The sequence below is a fragment of the Longimicrobium sp. genome (assembly GCF_048594345.1).
GTDB lineage: Bacteria > Gemmatimonadota > Gemmatimonadetes > Longimicrobiales > Longimicrobiaceae > Longimicrobium.
On record NZ_JBMDXM010000109.1, the window covers coordinates 88,684 to 105,698 of the forward strand.

At 72.7% G+C, this 17,015-nt stretch carries 1 protein-coding gene; it reads left to right on the top strand.

Annotation, left to right across the window (positions count from 1 at the left end):
* The first annotated feature begins 16 nt into the window (after nucleotides 1-16).
* Complete coding sequence (locus ACOJUJ_RS11945) at nucleotides 17-16,981, top strand: non-ribosomal peptide synthase/polyketide synthase (protein WP_420127104.1); 16,965 nt, start codon at nucleotides 17-19, stop codon at nucleotides 16,979-16,981.
* Nucleotides 16,982-17,015 lie beyond the last annotated feature (34 nt).

The following is a 17,015-nucleotide window of genomic DNA, read 5'->3' on the forward strand; positions in this document are numbered from 1 at the left end:
ACCGCCCGCAGAGCCGATGAACCCGACGCTGTCTGCCACGGAACGTGAACGCCTCCTCAAGCTGGCGCGCGCCGCCAGCCTGGAGCGTAGCACGCCGAAGCGCTCTCCCATCGTGCCGGTGGAGCGGGGCGGGCCGCTGCCGCTGTCGTTTGCGCAGCAGCGGCTGTGGTTCATCGACCGGCTGGAGCCGGGAAGCGCCGTCTACAACATGCCCATCCCCTGGCGCCTGGCTGGTGCCCTGGACGTTGCGGCGCTGGAGCGGAGCGTGGGCGAGATCGTCCGGCGCCACGAGGTGCTGCGGACCGTCTTTGCCGAGGTGGACGGCTCGCCGGTGCAGGTGATCGCGCCGTTCAGCGGCTTTGCCCTGCCGGTGGAGGACCTTTCGGGGCTGGGTGAGGCGGATCGCGAAGCGGCGGTCAGGCGGCGCGTCGAAGAGGAAGCATCACGGGCGTTCGACCTAGCGGCGGGACCGCTCTTTCGCGCGGCGCTGCTGCGGCTGGGCGCCGAGGATCACGTGCTGCTGCTGTCGATGCACCACATTGTCGGCGACGAGTGGAGCACGGGCGTGCTGTTCCGCGAGCTGTCGGCGCTGTACGCGGCGTACCGCGAGGGGCGTGAGTCGCCGCTGCCGGAACTGCCGGTGCAGTACGCGGATTTCGCGGTATGGCAGCGCGAGCAGCTGTCGGGCGAGGCGCTGGACAAGCAGCTGGCGTACTGGCGCGAGCGGCTGGCCGGCGCGCCGGAGCTGCTGGAGCTGCCGACGGACCGTCCGCGCCCGGCGGTGCAGACGTTCCGGGGCTCGACGGTCGCGGTGGAATTCTCCCTCGAGATCCAGGAGCGGCTGCAGGCGCTGGGACGCAGCGAAGGCGCGACGCTGTACATGGTGCTGCTGGCCGCGTTCCAGGTGCTGCTGTCGAAGTACAGCGGCAGCGACGACATCGTCGTGGGCAGCCCCATCGCCGGGCGCACGCGCGCGGAGGCGGAGGAGCTGATCGGCTTCTTTGTCAACACGCTGGTGCTGCGCACGGACCTTTCGGGAGATCCGTCGTTCCGCGAAACCCTGCGGCGGGTGCGGGAGACGACGCTGGGCGCGTACGCGCACCAGGAGCTTCCGTTCGAGACGCTGGTGGCCGAGCTGCGGCCGGAGCGCAGCCTGAGCCACTCGCCCCTGTTCCAGGTGGTGTTCCTGGTGCAGGACGCCGAGGGCGGCGAAGCCACGCTGCCGGGGCTGAGCGTGGGCGGTGTCGACATGGAGCTCGCGAGCGCCAAGTTCGACCTTTCCCTGGGCCTTGGGCCGACCCCGCAGGGCCTGCGGGGAGCCCTGGGCTACGTCACGGACCTGTTCGAGCGGGACACCATCGAGCGGATGCTGGGCCACCTGGAGCGGGTGCTGGAGCAGGTGGCCGCGGACGCGGACGTGCGGCTTTCGCAGCTGGAGCTGGTCGGCGAGACGGAGCGCGCGCGGGTGCTGGAGGAGTGGAACCAGACGGAGGCCGCGTATCCGGCGGACCGCTGCATCCACGAACTGTTCGAAGCCCAGGCGGCGCGGACGCCGGACGCCGCGGCGGTTGAGTTCGACGGCAAAACCTTCAGCTACCGTGCGCTGAACGAGCGGGCGAACCGGCTGGCGCACCACCTCGCCGGGCTGGGTGTCGGGCCGGAGGTGCGGGTGGGGATCTGCCTGGAGCGGGGGCCGGAGATGGTCGTCTCCGCCCTGGCCGTGCTCAAGGCCGGCGGCGGGTACGTACCGCTGGACCCCGCCTATCCCGCGGAGCGGCTGGCCTTCATGCTGGCGGACGCGGCCGTGCCCGTGCTTGTGACGCAGGAGTCGTTGCGCGCGGCGCTCCCCGCCGGCGACGGCGTCGCCCTGGTGAGCGTGGACGGAGACGGCGCGCGGATCGCGGCCGAGTCCGCGGAGAACCCGGCGCGCCGCGTTTCGCCGGACCAGTTGGCGTACGTCATCTACACGTCCGGAAGCACGGGCCGCCCCAAGGGCGTAATGGTCCCGCACCGGGGCGTGCCGAACCTGGCGTACGCGCAGGCCCGCCGCTTCGGCATCGACGGCAGCAGCCGCGTCCTGCAGTTCGCTTCGTTTTCCTTCGACGCGGCGGTGGCGGAGCTGTTCGACACGCTGCTGGCCGGGGCCACGCTGGTGATGGCGCCGCGCGATGCGCTGCTGCCCGGCGCGGGGCTGCTGGAGACGCTGCGCCGCGGGCGCGTCACCGTGGCCACGCTGCCGCCGTCGGTGCTGGCCGTGCTTTCGCCGGAGGACCTGCCGGAGCTGCGCACGGTGGTGAGCGCGGGCGAGGCGGTGGACGCCGCCACGGTGCAGCGGTGGAGCGCGGGGCGCACCTTCGTGAACGCGTACGGGCCCACGGAGACGACGGTCTGCGCGACCTCCGCGTCGTGCGAGGCGGACGGGCGTGGGCCGACGATCGGCCGCCCGCTGGAGAACGTGCGGGTGTACGTGCTGGATGCGGCCGGCCGGCCGGCGCCGGTCGGCATCCCCGGCGAGCTGTACGTGGGCGGCGTAGGCGTCGCACGCGGCTACCTGGGCCGGCCGGGGCTGACGGCGGAGCGGTTCGTCCCCGATCCCTTCGGCGGCGAGACGGGGGCGCGGCTGTATCGCACGGGCGACCGGGTGCGGTGGTCGGCGCGGGGCGAGCTGGAGTTCCTGGGGCGGGTGGATGAGCAGGTGAAGGTGCGCGGCTTCCGCATCGAGCCGGGCGAGATCGAGGCCGTGCTGTCGGCGCACGCGGAGGTGCGGGAGGCGCGGGTGATCGTCTGGGCGGATGCGTCCGGCGAGCCGCGGCTGGTGGCGTACGTGGCCGGCGGCGTGGAGGCGGAGGAGCTGCGCGCGCACGTGCGGCGCAGCCTGCCGGAGTACATGGTTCCGTCGGCGTTCGTGGTGCTTGAGGCGCTGCCGCTGACGCCCAACGGCAAGCTGGACCGCAAGGCGCTCCCCGCGCCGGAGTACGCGGCCGACGCGGACCGCTACGTGGCGCCGCGCACGCCCACGGAGGAGGTGCTGGCGGGGCTGTGGGCGGAGATGCTGCGGCTGGAGCGGGTGGGCGCGGAGGCGAGCTTCTTTGACCTGGGCGGGCACTCGCTGCTGGCGACCCGCGTGGCCGCGCGCGTCCGCGAGGTGTTTGGCGTGGACCTGCCGATCCGCGCCGTCTTCGAGCGGTCGGTCCTTTCCGCGCTGGCGGCCGAGATCGACCGTCTCCGCGGCACCGGTGCGGCCGCCGGCGCCGACGCCATCGCCCCCGCCGCGCGCGAGGGCGACCTGCCGATGACGTTCGCGCAGGAGCGGCTCTGGTTCGTGGACGCGCTGGACCCGGGAAGCCCGGCGTACGCCATCCCCTTCTCCTACCGCCTCACCGGCGCGCTGGATGAAGACGCGCTCCGCCGCGCGCTCGCCGAGCTGGTGCGCCGCCACGAGCCCCTGCGCACCACGCTGCCGGCCGTGGACGGCGTTCCCGTGCAGCGCATCGCCCCGCCCCCGGCGGAGGTCGATCTGCCCGTCGCCGACCTGCGGCACCTGCCCGACGACGCGCGCCCCGCGGAAGCCGCGCGCCGGATGGCCGCCGCCGCCGGGCACCGCTTTGACCTGGCGCGCGGGCCGCTCTTTCGCGCGGAGCTGGTGCGCGTGGGCGACGCCGAGCACCTGCTGCTGCTGAACATGCACCACGCCGTGGGCGACGGCTGGTCGGTGGGGGTGCTGCTGGAGGAGCTTTCCGCGCTGTACGGCGCCTTTGCGCGCGGTGAAGCGTCGCCGCTGCCACAGCCGGCGCTGCAGTACGCCGACTTCGCCATGTGGCAGCGCGCGCGCCTGTCCGGCACGGCGCTGGAGGGGCAGGTGGAGTTCTGGCGGCGCACCCTGGACGGCGCCCCCGCGCTGCTGGAGCTGCCCACCGACCGTCCCCGTCCGCCGGTGGAGTCGCACCGCGGCGCCGTGGAGCAGCTGGCCGTTCCCGCGGAGCTGGCGAAGGGGATCCACGCGCTGGCCCGGCGCGAGGGCGCCACGCTGTTCATGGTCCTGCTCGCCGCGCTGGACGTGGTGCTCGGACGCCTCGCCGGGCAGGAGGACGTCGTCGTCGGCACCCCGATCGCCGGGCGCACGCGGGCCGAGACCGACCGCATGGTGGGCCTGTTCCTGAACTCGCTGGCGCTGCGGACCGACCTTTCCGGCGATCCGTCGTTCCGCGAGCTGCTGGCGCGGGTTCGCGAGACCACGCTGGCCGCGTACGCACACCAGGACCTTCCCTTCGAGCGGGTGCTGGAAGAGGTGCGGCCGGAGCGCAGCATGGCGCACGCGCCCGTGTTCCAGGTGATGCTCAACCTGCTGAACTTCGAGGTCGCCGCGCTCCAGGCCGGCGGGCTCGAGGTGACGGAGCTGGGCGGCGGCGGCGAGCTGACCAGCAAGTTCGACCTGACGCTGTACGTGGCCGAGCGGGACGGCGGGATCGACATCCAGCTGGCCTACGCCGCGGACCTGTTCGACGCGCCGCGGATGCGCGAGATGCTGGCGCAGCTGCAGGGCGTGCTGCGCCAGGCGGCGGAGGCGCCGGAAACCCGCATCGGCGCGCTGGCGCTGGCCACGGACGCCGCCCGCGCCGTGCTCCCCGACCCCGCCGCGCCGCTGGACGACACCTGGCGCGGCGCCGTGCACGAGGTGTTCGCCGCGCGCGCGATGGCGACGCCGGATGCGCTGGCCGTGGAGGACCCGCGCGAGCGCTGGACGTACGCGGAGCTGCACGCCGCCACGGACGCCATCGCGCGCCGGCTGGTGGCGCACGGCGTGGGCGCGGGGGATGTCGTCGCCATCACCGGACACCGCGGCGCCGCGCTGGTCCGCGCGCTGCTGGGGACGATGAAGAGCGGCGCGGCCTTCCTGGTGCTGGATCCGTCGTATCCCGCGGCGCGCCTGGCGGAGTACGTCCGCATCGCGCGCCCCGCCGCGCACCTCCACCTGTCCGCCGCGGGCGGCCTGCCGCGCGAGGCGATGGACGGGCTCGCGGAATCCATCCGCACCACCGTCGTCATCCACCCGCGGAGCGAAGAGTCCGCGGAGGCGCTGGAGGATTCCGGCGATCCGCTCGGCGTCACGGTGGGGCCGGACACGCTGGCGTACCTGTCGTTCACCTCGGGGACCACGGGGGTGCCCAAGGCGGTGATGGGGCGCCACTCCGCGCTCACGCACTTTACGCCCTGGCTGGCGTCGGAGTTCGAGCTTTCCGCGGCGGACCGCTTCAGCCTGCTGAGCGGCCTGGCGCACGACCCGCTGCACCGCGACGTCTTTACGCCGCTGCAGCTGGGCGCCGCCGTCGTGGCGCCGCTGCCGGACGAGACGGGGACGCCCGGCTACCTGGCGCGGTGGATGCGCGAGGCGGGGATCACGGTGGCGCACCTTACGCCGGCGATGGGCCAGGTGCTGGCCGACGCGGCCGAGGGCGAGCGCATCGACTCCCTGCGCCGCGCCTTCTTCGTGGGCGACGTGCTGCGCCGCGGCGACGTGCAGCGGCTGGCGGCGCTCGCGCCCAACCTCCGTGTCATCAACTACTACGGGTCTACCGAGACACAGCGCGCCGTCTCGTATCACGTGGTCGACCCCGACGCCGAGCAGAAGGAGATCATCCCCCTGGGCCGCGGCATTCCCGGGGTGCAGCTGCTGGTGTGCAACGCCGCGGGCGCGCTGGCGGGCATCGGCGAGGTGGGCGAGATCTGGATGCGCTCGCCGCACCTTGCCGCCGGGTACCTGAACGACCCGGCGCTGGCGGCGGAGCGGTTCCTGGTGAACCCGTGGACGGGCCAGGCGCGCGACCGGCTGTACCGCACCGGCGACCTGGGCCGCTACCGGCCCGACGGCGAGGTGGAGCCCATGGGCCGCGCCGACCAGCAGGTACAGGTGCGTGGCTTTCGCGTGGAGCTGGGCGAGGTGGAGAGCGCCCTGGCGTCGCATCCGGCCATCAAGGAAGCCGCCGTGCTGGCGCGGGAGATGGAAGGCGGCGACCGCCGCCTCGTCGCGTACTGGGTTCCCGTGGAGGGGTCGGCCGTGCCCGACGCGGCCGCGCTGCGGGCGCACCTGAAGGGGCTGCTGCCGGAGTACATGGTCCCGTCCGCCTACGTGCGGCTGGACCGCCTGCCGCTGACGCAGAACGGCAAGCTGGACCGCCGGGCGCTGCCGGAGCCGGAGATCTCGGCGGACGCGGCCCGCCGCACCGCGCCGCGCACGCAGACGGAGGAGATCCTGGCGGGGATCTGGGCCGAGGTCCTGCGCACGGAAGCCGTGGGCGTGGACGACGACTTCTTCGCGCTGGGTGGCCATTCGCTGCTGGCGACGCGGCTGCTGGCGCGGGTGCAGAACGCGCTGGCCGTCGTGCTTCCGCTGCGCGCGCTGTTCGAGGGACCCACGGTGGCGGAGCTGGCCGCGCGGGTGGATGCGCTGCGGCGGGGCGGCGCGCGCGTGCTGGCGCCGATCGTTCGTGTGGATCGTCATCGTCCCCTCCCGCTGTCGTTCGCCCAGGAACGCCTCTGGTTCCTGGACCGGCTGGAAGGCGGGAGCGCGGCGTACAACATTCCCGCCGCGATGCGCCTTTCCGGCGCGCTGGACGTGGGCGCGCTGGAGCGGAGCCTGGGCGAGATCGTCCGCCGCCACGAGTCGCTGCGGACCGTGTTCCGCGAGTTGGACGAAGGCACGGTGCAGGTGATCGCGCCCTTCGCCGGCTTCGCGCTGCCGGTGGACGACCTTTCGGGGCTGGGCGAGGCGGATCGCGAGACGGAGGCGCGGCGGCGCGCGCGGGAGGATGCGGCGCGTCCGTTCAACCTCACCGTGGGCCCGCTGTTCCGCGCCGCGCTGCTGCGGCTGGCGGACGAGGAGCACGTCCTGCTGCTGTGCATCCACCACATCGTCAGCGACGGGTGGAGCAGCGGCGTCCTTTTGCGCGAGCTGTCGGCGCTGTACGCGGCGTACCGGGAGGGCGGGGAGTCGCCGCTGCCGGAGCTGCCCGTGCAGTACGCGGATTTCGCCGCGTGGCAGCGCGAGCAGCTGCGGGGCGAAACGCTGGACCGCCAGATCGGCTACTGGAAGGCGCGGCTGGCGGGGGCGCCGGCGCTGCTGGAGCTGCCCACCGACCGGCCCCGGCCGCCGGTGCAGTCCAACCGCGGCGCGCGGGAGACGTTCGAGCTGCCGCGCGCGCTGCTGGACCGCCTTCAGGCGCTGGGCCGCGGCGAGGGGGCCACGCTGTACATGGTGATGCTGGCCGCCTTTCAGCTGCTGCTGTCCAGGTACAGCGGCAGCGACGACGTCGTCGTGGGCAGCCCCATCGCCGGGCGCACGCGGCGCGAGGTGGAGGATCTGATCGGCTTCTTCGCCAACACCCTCGTCCTGCGCACCGACCTTTCGGCCGACCCCACCTTCCGCGAGCTGCTGGCCCGGGTGCGCGAGGGGACGCTGGGCGCGTACGAGCACCAGGAAGTGCCGTTCGAGCGGCTGGTGGCCGAGCTGCAGCCCCAGCGCTCGCTGAGCCACGCGCCGCTGGTCCAGGTGATGTTCGTGCTGCAGAACGCCGACCGCTCCGGCGTTGGCCTGGAGGGGCTGCGGATGGAGGGGGTGGCCGCGGAGTCGGAGACCACCCGCTTCGACATGGCGCTCACCGCCGTCCCGCATGACGGCGGCGTCAGCGGCGTGGTGGAGTACAGCACCGACCTCTTTGACCGCGCCACCGTCCGGCGGATGCTGGGGCACCTGGAGCGGGTGCTGGAACAGGCCGCGGCCCGGCCGGAGGCGCGGCTCTCGGAGCTGGACCTGCTCTCGGCGGACGAGCGCGGCCTGGTGGTGGAGGAATGGAACCGGACGGGGGCGGGGGTTCCGGCGGACCGGTGCATCCACCAGCTGTTCGAGGCGCAGGCGGCGCGCACGCCGGAGGCTGTCGCCGTCGTCTTCGAGGACGCGTCGCTCACGTACGCGCAGCTGAACGCCCGCGCCAACCAGCTCGCCCACCACCTGCGCGGCCGCGGTGTGGGGCCGGAGGTCCGCGTGGGCGTGCTGATGGAGCGCAGCCTGGAGATGATGGTTTCCCTCCTGGCCATCCTCAAGGCCGGGGGCGGCTACGTGCCGCTGGACCCGGGCCTCCCCGCCGAGCGGCTGGCGTACATGCTGGAGGATTCGGGCGTGGCCGTGCTGCTTACCCAGGAGCGGCTGCGCGGCATCCTCCCCGCCTCCGAAGTGCCGGTGCTGGACGTGGATGGGGCGTGGGATTCGGTCGCGGGGGAGAGCGCGGAGAACCTCGCGCCTGCCGTGACGCCGTCGAACGTGGCGTACGTCATCTACACCTCCGGCTCCACGGGCCGTCCCAAGGGGGTGATGAACCAGCACCGGGGCGTGGTGAACCGGCTGGTGTGGATGCAGGCGCACTTCGGCATCGGCCCGGACGACGTGGTGCTGCAGAAGACGCCGTCCTCCTTTGACGTGTCGGTGTGGGAGTTCTTCTGGCCGCTGCAGCAGGGTGCGCGACTGGTGATGGCGCGCCCGGACGGGCACCGCGATCCCGCCTACCTGCGCGACGTGATCGAGCGCGAGGGCGTGACGACGCTGCACTTTGTCCCCTCCATGCTGCAGCCGTTCGTGGAGGCGGTGGAGGCCGGCCGCTGCGGCTCGCTCCGCCACGTGGTCTGCAGCGGCGAGGCGCTGCCGCCGGCGCTGGTGCGGCGCTTCTACGACCGGTTCGCCGGTCCGGTGGTGCTCACGAACCTCTACGGACCGACGGAAGCGGCCGTGGACGTGAGCTGGTGGACCTGCCCGCGCGACGAAGCAGCGGACGTGGTGCCGATCGGCCGGCCGGTGTGGAACACGCAGCTGTACGTGCTGGACGCGGCGCTCAAGCCCGTACCCGTGGGCGTGCCGGGCGAGCTGTACATCGGCGGCGTGCAAGTGGCGCGCGGCTACCAGGGACGTGCGGGGCTCACGGCGGAGCGCTTCATCCCCGATCCGTTCTCGACGGAGCCGGGCGCACGGCTGTACCGCACGGGCGACCGGGCGCGCTGGCGGGCGGACGGCGCCATCGAGTACCTGGGGCGGCTGGACTTTCAGGTCAAGGTGCGCGGCTTCCGCATCGAGCTGGGCGAGATCGAGACCGTGCTCCTGGGCCACCCGGGCGTGCGCGACGGCGTGGTGCTGGCGCGCGAGGACGTTTCGGGTGATCCGCGGCTGGTGGCGTACCTGGTCCCCGACCGGACCCACGCGGCGGGGGTGCTGGAGCTCCAGCGCCTGGAGCGGGAAGCCGCGGAGGCGGGGCCACGCGCGTTCGAGCTTCCCAACGGGATGGGGATCGCGCACCTGAACGCGGCCGAAACCCGGTTCCTGTACCGCGAAATCTTCGAGGAGCGCAGCTACCTGCGGCACGGGGTGGCGCTGGGCGACGGCGCCTGCGTGTTTGACGTGGGCGCCAACATCGGCCTCTTTACCCTCTTTGCCGGCACGCTGCGACCGGACGTGACGGTATACGCGTTCGAGCCGATCCCCCCCGTGTTCCAGGCGCTGGAGACCAACGCGCGCATCCACGGCGTGGACGCGCGGCTGTTCAACTGCGGCGTGGGGAGCACGGCCGGCACGGAAACGTTCACCTACTACCCCCACGCGTCGGTGCTGTCGGGGCGGCAGGTGGACGCCGACGAAGCACGCTCGGTGGTGCGCTCCTACGTGCTCAACGAGCAGGACCCCGGCGCCGGGGATGCCGCGGGGATGGACGGGGCGATGCTCGAGGAAATGCTGGAGGCGCGCCTGGACACCGAACAGGTGACCGCCGAGATCCGCACCCTCTCCCAGGTGATCCGCGAGCAGGGGGTGCAGCGGATCGACCTGCTGAAGGTGGACGTGGAAGGGGGCGAGTACGACGTGCTCGCCGGGATCGAAGCCGAGCACTGGGACAGGATCTCGCAGGTGGTGGCCGAAGCCCACGACCAGGACCTGGAGCGGGTGACGGAGCTGCTGGCCCGGCACGGCTTTGCGGTGGCGGTCGAGCAGGAGCACGATCTGAAGGGAACCGGGCTGCACGCCGTCTACGCGGTGCGGCCCGGGGCGGCGGCCGTGGAGCCGGCCGTGGAGGCAGCCCCGGCGCGGCGCTGGAGCACCCCGTCGGCCTTTACGCGCGACCTGCGCGAGCTGGGGCGCGAGCGGCTGCCGGAGCACATGGTCCCGTCCGCGTTCGTCTTTCTGGACGCGCTTCCGCTTACCCCCAACGGCAAGGTGGACCGCAAGGCGCTGCCGGCGCCGGAGCTTGCGTCGGCGCGCGACAGGTACGTAGCGCCGCGCACCCCGGTGGAGGAGGTGCTGGCGGGGATCTGGGCCGAGGTGCTGCGCCTGGAGCGGGTGGGCGCGAACGACAACTTCTTTGACCTGGGCGGGCACTCGCTGCTGGCCACGCGGGTGGTGTCGCAGGTGCGCGAGCTGTTTGGCGTGGAGCTGCCGCTGCGGGTGCTCTTTGAGGCACCTACGGTGGCCAAGCTGGCCGGGCGCGTGGAGGAGATGCGCCGCGCCGGGGCGCCCGCGCTCCCCGCCGTGGTGCCGGTGGAGCGCACGGGGGCGCTGCCGCTGTCGTTTGCGCAGGAGCGGCTCTGGTTCATCGACCAGCTGGAGCCGGGGAGCGCCACGTACAACATCCCCGCCGCGCTGCGCCTGGCGGGCGCGCTGGACCAGAGGGCGCTGGAGCGTGCGCTGGGCGAGATCGTCCGGCGCCACGAGGCGCTGCGGACGGTCTTCGCCCAGGCGGGCGGCTCGCCGGTGCAGGTGATCGTGCCCTTTGGCGGGTTCGCGCTACCGGTGGAGGACCTGTCGGGGCTGGACGAGGCGGATCGCGAGGCGGCGGTCAGCCGGCGCGCCGGGGAGGAAGCCGGGCGGGGGTTCGACCTGGCGGCGGGCCCGCTCTTCCGCGCGGCGCTGCTGCGGCTGGGTGACGAAGACCACGTGCTGCTGCTGTCGATGCACCACATCGTCAGCGACGGATGGAGCATGGGGGTGCTCTTCCGGGAGCTTTCGGCGCTCTACGCGGCGTACCGCGAGGGGCGCGAATCGCCGCTGCCGGAGCTGGCGGTGCAGTACGCTGACTATGCGGTGTGGCAGCGCGCGCAGCTGGAGGGCGAGGTGCTGGACCGGCAGCTGGCGTACTGGAAGCAGCGCCTTTCGGGAGCGCCGGGGCTGCTGGAGCTGCCCACCGACCACGCGCGGCCGGCCGTGCAGTCGTTCCGGGGGGCGGTCGAGCGGATCGAGCTTTCCGGTGCGCTGCTGGAGCGGCTGCAGGCGCTGGGACGCAACGAGGGCGCGACGCTGTACATGGTGGTGCTGGGTGCCTTTCAGCTGCTGCTGTCCAGGTACAGCGGGAGCGAGGACGTGGTCGTCGGCAGCCCGATCGCGGGGCGCACGCGGCGCGAGGTGGAGAACCTGATCGGCTTCTTCGTCAACACGCTGGTGCTGCGGACCGATCTTTCCGGAAACCCGAGCTTTCGCGAGACCCTGCGGCGGGTGCGGGCGGCTACGCTGGGCGCCTACGAGCACCAGGAGGTGCCGTTCGAGCGGCTGGTAGCGGAGCTGCAGCCGGAGCGCAGCCTCAGCCACTCGCCCCTCTTTCAGGTGTCGTTCACGCTGCAGGACGTGGAGGAGCCGGGGAGTGGTCTGGCCGAGCTGAGCACCGAAGGGGTCGCCACCCCGGATTTCGCCCAGGCCAAGTTCGACCTGTCGCTCACCTTCATTGCGACGCGGCAGGGCCTGCGCGGGGGGCTTAACTACAGCACCGACCTTTTTGAGCCCGGCACGATCGCGCGGATGCTGGGCCACCTGGAGCGGGTGCTGGAGCAGGTCGCCGCGGACGTGGACGTTCGCCTGTCGCACCTGGACCTGTTAGGCGCGGCGGAGCGCGAGCAGGTGCTGGGGACGTGGAACCAGACGGAGCGCGGATACTCCGATCCCCCGGCCCACGTGCTCTTCGCCCACTGGGCGCGCCGCGCTCCGCAGGCGACCGCTCTCCTGGCCGGCATCGAAGCGGTGACGTACGGAGAGTTGGATCGGCGTGCATCCATCCTCGCCCGGCACCTGCGCGACTTGGGTGTCGGATCCGAGACGCCGGTTGGGCTGTGCATGGAGCGCACGCCCGAACTGCTGGTCGGCGTCCTGGGGATCTGGAAGGCGGGTGGCGCGTACGTCCCGCTGGATCCGGGTTACCCGGCGGAGCGGCTGGGGTGGATGATCAGCGACGCGGCGCTTCCGGTGGTGGTTGTCGCGGAGAGCACGGCCGGGGTGCTGCCGGAGCACGGGGCGACCCTCGTGCGGGTGGACCAGCTTCCGGACGCGGCGGATGCGGCACCGGAGCTGCCGGCATCCCACGCGAGCCTGGCGTACGTCATCTACACCTCCGGCTCTACCGGCCGGCCTAAGGGCGTGCAGGTGCAGCACGGATCACTGTCGAACCTGCTGGCGGCCACGCGCGAGGCGTTTGGTGTCGTCGCGGACGACGTGATGCCGGCGCTGGCGTCGTACGCGTTCGACATCTGGCTCTTCGAGGCGCTGCTGCCGCTCACTTCCGGGGCCGCAGTGCGCCTGGTGGAGCGCGAGCGGGTGATGGATGTACCCGCGCTGGCGGAGGAGATTGCCGACGCCACGCTCGTCCACGCCGTCCCCGCGCTGATGCGGCAGATCGTCGAGTCGGAGCGCGAGACGCCCCGACTGGGGCGGCTGCGGCGCGCCTTTGTGGGCGGCGATCAGGTCGCGGCCGATCTGCTGGCGGAGATGCGGGAGACGCTTTCCGAGGCGGAATCGCACGTCCTGTACGGCCCCACCGAAGGGACCATCCTGGCCTCCACGCACCCGGTGCCGGCGGACGGGATGGTGGACGGGCACCCGATCGGCCGGCCGCTGGGCAACGTGCGCCTGTACGTCTGCGATGCGATCGGGAACGCGCAGCCGGCGGGCGTCCCGGGCGAGCTGCTGATCGGCGGGGCGGGGGTGGCGCGCGGCTATCTGGGACGGCCGGAGCTGACGGCGGAGCGGTTCGTTCCCGATGCGTTTGGCGCGGAGCCCGGCGCGCGGCTGTATCGGACGGGCGACCGGGCGCGCTGGCGGGCGGACGGAACGCTGGAGTTCCTGGGCCGGGTGGACGCGCAGGTGAAGATCCGCGGCTTCCGCATCGAGCCCGGCGAGATCGAGGCCCTGCTGCGCGGCCATGAGAGCGTCACCGACTGCGTGGTCGTGGCCCGCGAGGACGTGCCCGGCGACCGGCGGCTGGTGGCGTACGTCGTCGGTGACGTGGAGGCGGAAGAGCTGCGGGAGCACCTGCGGGGGAGCCTGCCGGAGTACATGGTCCCGGCGGCGTTCGTCGCGCTGGAGGCACTGCCGCTGACGCCGAACGGAAAGCTGGACCGCAAGGCGCTTCCCGCGCCGGAGTACGCGGCGGACGCGGACCGCTACGTGGCGCCGCGCACGCCTGCCGAGGAGCAGATTGCGGGGATCTGGGCGGAGGTGCTCAAGGTCGACCGGGTGGGGGTGCACGACAATTTCTTCACCCTGGGCGGCCACTCCCTGCTGGCGGTCGCCCTCGTCGAGCGGATGCGGCGGCGCGGCGTGCGCGCGGACGTGCGTGCCCTGTTCACCACGCCCACGGTGGCGGAGCTTGCCGCCGCGGTGGAAGGTCCCGGGTCCGAGGTGCAGGTCCCGCCGAACCGGATTTCGGCCGGTGCCGTGGCCATTACGCCGCAGATGCTGCCGCTGGTGGAGCTTACGCAGGCGGAGATCGACGGCATCGTCGCCGGCGTGCCGGGTGGCGCGGAGAACGTGCAGGACATCTATCCGCTGGCGCCGCTGCAGGAGGGAATCCTTTTCCATCACCTCCTCAACCCGGAGAACGACCCGTATCTGCTCCCGCAGCCGTTCTCCTTCGAGAGCCGCAAGCAGCGGGATGCCTACCTGGCCGCGCTGCAGGCGGTCATCGCGCGGCACGACATCCTGCGCACGTCGGTGGTGTGGGATGGGCTTGCCGAGGCGGTGCAGGTGGTCTGGCGCCACGCTCCGCTCTCCATCGAAGAGGTGGAGGTGGACGCGGCCGCGAGCGATGCGGCGTGGCACCTGTACGAGCGCGTCGATCCACTGAATCAGCGGGTCGACCTGAGCCGCGCTCCCATGCTGCGCGCATACGTGGGCCGTGAGGCCGTGGCGGGGCGCTGGGGGTTGCTGCTGCTGCTGCACCACATGGTGAGCGACCATACCACGGCCGACGTGCTGCGCGAGGAGATGGAGGCGCACCTGGAAGGTCGCGCGGCGCAGCTGCCGGCCCCGCTGCCGTTTCGCAACTACGTGGCGCAGGCGCGGCTGGGGGTGAGCCGCGCGGAGCACGAGACGTTCTTCCGCGAGTTGCTGGGCGACGTGGACGAGCCGACGGCTCCGTTCGGGCTGCGCGAGGTGCGGGGAGACGGGCTGGGGCTGGAGCCGGGAATGCTGCGGGTGGAGGAAGGCCTGGGCGTGCGGCTGCGGGAACGGGCGCGGACGCTGGGCGTGAGCGTGGCGGCCGTGTGCCACGTGGCGTGGGCGCAGGTGCTGGCGCGGGTTTCGGGCCGCAGCGACGTGGTCTTTGGCACCGTGCTGTTCGGACGCATGCAGGGGGCGGAGGGCGCGGACCGGGTGCTGGGGCCGTTCATCAACACGCTGCCGGTGCGCATTCGCGTGGCGGACGAAGGCGCGGCGGCGAGCGTGCGTCAGGCCCAGGCGCTGCTGGCCAGCCTGGTGCGGCACGAGCACGCCTCCCTGGCGCTGGCGCAGCAGATGAGCGGGGTGCCGGCGCCGGAGCCGCTGTTCTCATCGCTCTTCAACTACCGGCATGTGGGCGGTGGGGGCGGAAGAAGCGGCGCGCGCGGGCCCAGCCAGGCCTTGCAGGTGATGGAGCGTTCGAACTACCCGCTCAACCTGGCCGTGAACGACTGGGGGGATGAGTTCTCCCTGTCGGTGCAGGTGGAGGCCGAGGTGGGGGCGGAGCGGGTGTGCGCGCTGATGCACACGGCGCTCGCCGGCTTGATCGAGGCGCTGGAGAACGCGCCCGAGCGGACACTGGAAACCATCGAAGTGCTTCCGCAGACGGAGCGCGCGCTGGTGCTGGAGGCGTGGAACCGCACGGACGCGGAGGTTCCCGCAGACCTGTGCATCCACCAGCTGTTCGAAGCCCAGGTGGAGCGCACGCCCGATGCGGTGGCGGTGTCGTTCGAAGAGGATCGTCTCACCTACGCGGAGCTGAACGCGCGGGCCAACCGGCTGGCGCACCACCTCCGCTCGCTGGGCGTCGGCCCGGATGCGCGAGTGGGGGTCTGCGTGGAGCGGGGGCCGGAAATGGTCGCCGCCCTGCTGGCCATCCTCAAGGCGGGCGGTGCCTACGTGCCGCTGGATCCGGCGTACCCCGCCGACCGGCTGCGTTACATGCTGGAGGATAGCGCCCCGGCGGCGCTCATCACGCAGTCGTCGCTGGCCGGCACGTTCGCGGGGCTGGACGTCCCGGTGGTGGACCTCGACGCCCGCGCCTGGACGGAGGGGCCGGATACGAACCCCGTGCGCGCGGGGCTCACGCCTGGCCACCTGGCGTACGTCATCTACACCTCCGGCTCCACGGGCCGACCCAAGGGCGTGATGGTCGCGCACCGCAGCCTGGTGAACCACACTGCGTGGCAGGCCACGGCATTCGGCATCGGCGCGGGTGATACGGTGCTGCAGCGCACGTCCATCTCGTTCGACGCGTCGGTGTGGGAGCTGTGGACGCCGCTGTCCACCGGCGCGCGGATGCTGCTTCTTTCCTCCGACGCGGCAAAGGATCCGGAGGCCATGGGGCGCGCCGTCGCGGAGGGCGGGGTCACCATCGCCCAGTTCGTCCCGACCCTTCTGCAGGCGGTGCTCGGCGCGCTCCCGGAGGGCGGGTCGCTTCCCTGCCGTATCCTCTTCTGCGGCGGCGAGGCGCTTTCGGCGGCGCTGGTGGAGGAAGCCCGCGCGGCGGGTGTGGGTGAGGTGGTGAACCTGTACGGTCCCACCGAAGCGACCATCGATTCCACCTCGCACGTGTGCGCCGTGGACGGCCGCGCGCCCGCCATCGGGCGGCCGATCGCCAACGCGCGGATCTACGTGCTGGACGCGCGCGGCTCGGCGGCGCCGGTGGGGGTGGCGGGCGAGATGTACGTGGGCGGGGCCGGTGTGGCGCGCGGCTACCTGGGGCGCGCCGCGCTGACGGCAGAGCGCTTCGTCCCCGATCCGTTCTCGACGGAAGGCGGCGCGCGGATGTACCGCACCGGCGACCTGGGCCGCTGGAAGGCGGACGGAACGCTGGAGTTCATGGGACGCACCGACTTCCAGGTAAAGATCCGCGGCTTCCGCATCGAGCTGGGCGAGATCGAGGCGGCGCTCGGGAGCCACGACGCGGTGCGCGATGCGCTGGTCATGGCGCGCGAGGACGCGCCGGGCGACCGGCGGCTGGTGGCGTACTACCTGGCGGACGAGGCGGTCGCCGTGGACACGCTGAAGGCGCACCTTGCCGATCGCCTGCCGGGGTACATGGTGCCGGCGGCGTACGTGTGGATGCAGGCCTATCCGCTTACGCCCAGCGGCAAGACCGACCGCCGGGCGCTGCCCGCCCCGGGTGGTGACGCGTTCGCCGCGCGCGGGTACGAGGCGCCCGCCGGTGCCACGGAGGAGGCGGTCGCGGCCATCTGGGCCGGCCTTCTGGGGGTGGAGCGGGTGGGCCGCCACGACGACTTCTTTCAACTGGGCGGCAACTCCCTGCTGGCCACCCGTCTGGTGTTCCAGATCAGGAGGGAGATGGACGTGGAGCTTTCGGTGCGCGACATTTTCGAAAAGTCCGAGCTTTCCCTGCTGGCCCAGCACCTTCTGGACGCACAGCTCGCCGAGTTCGATCCGGACGAGATCCAGGAGCTGCTTGCGCTGGCCCGCGCCGCCGAGATGGGATGACCCATCAGCCGCTTTCCATCGCCGCAATGAACTG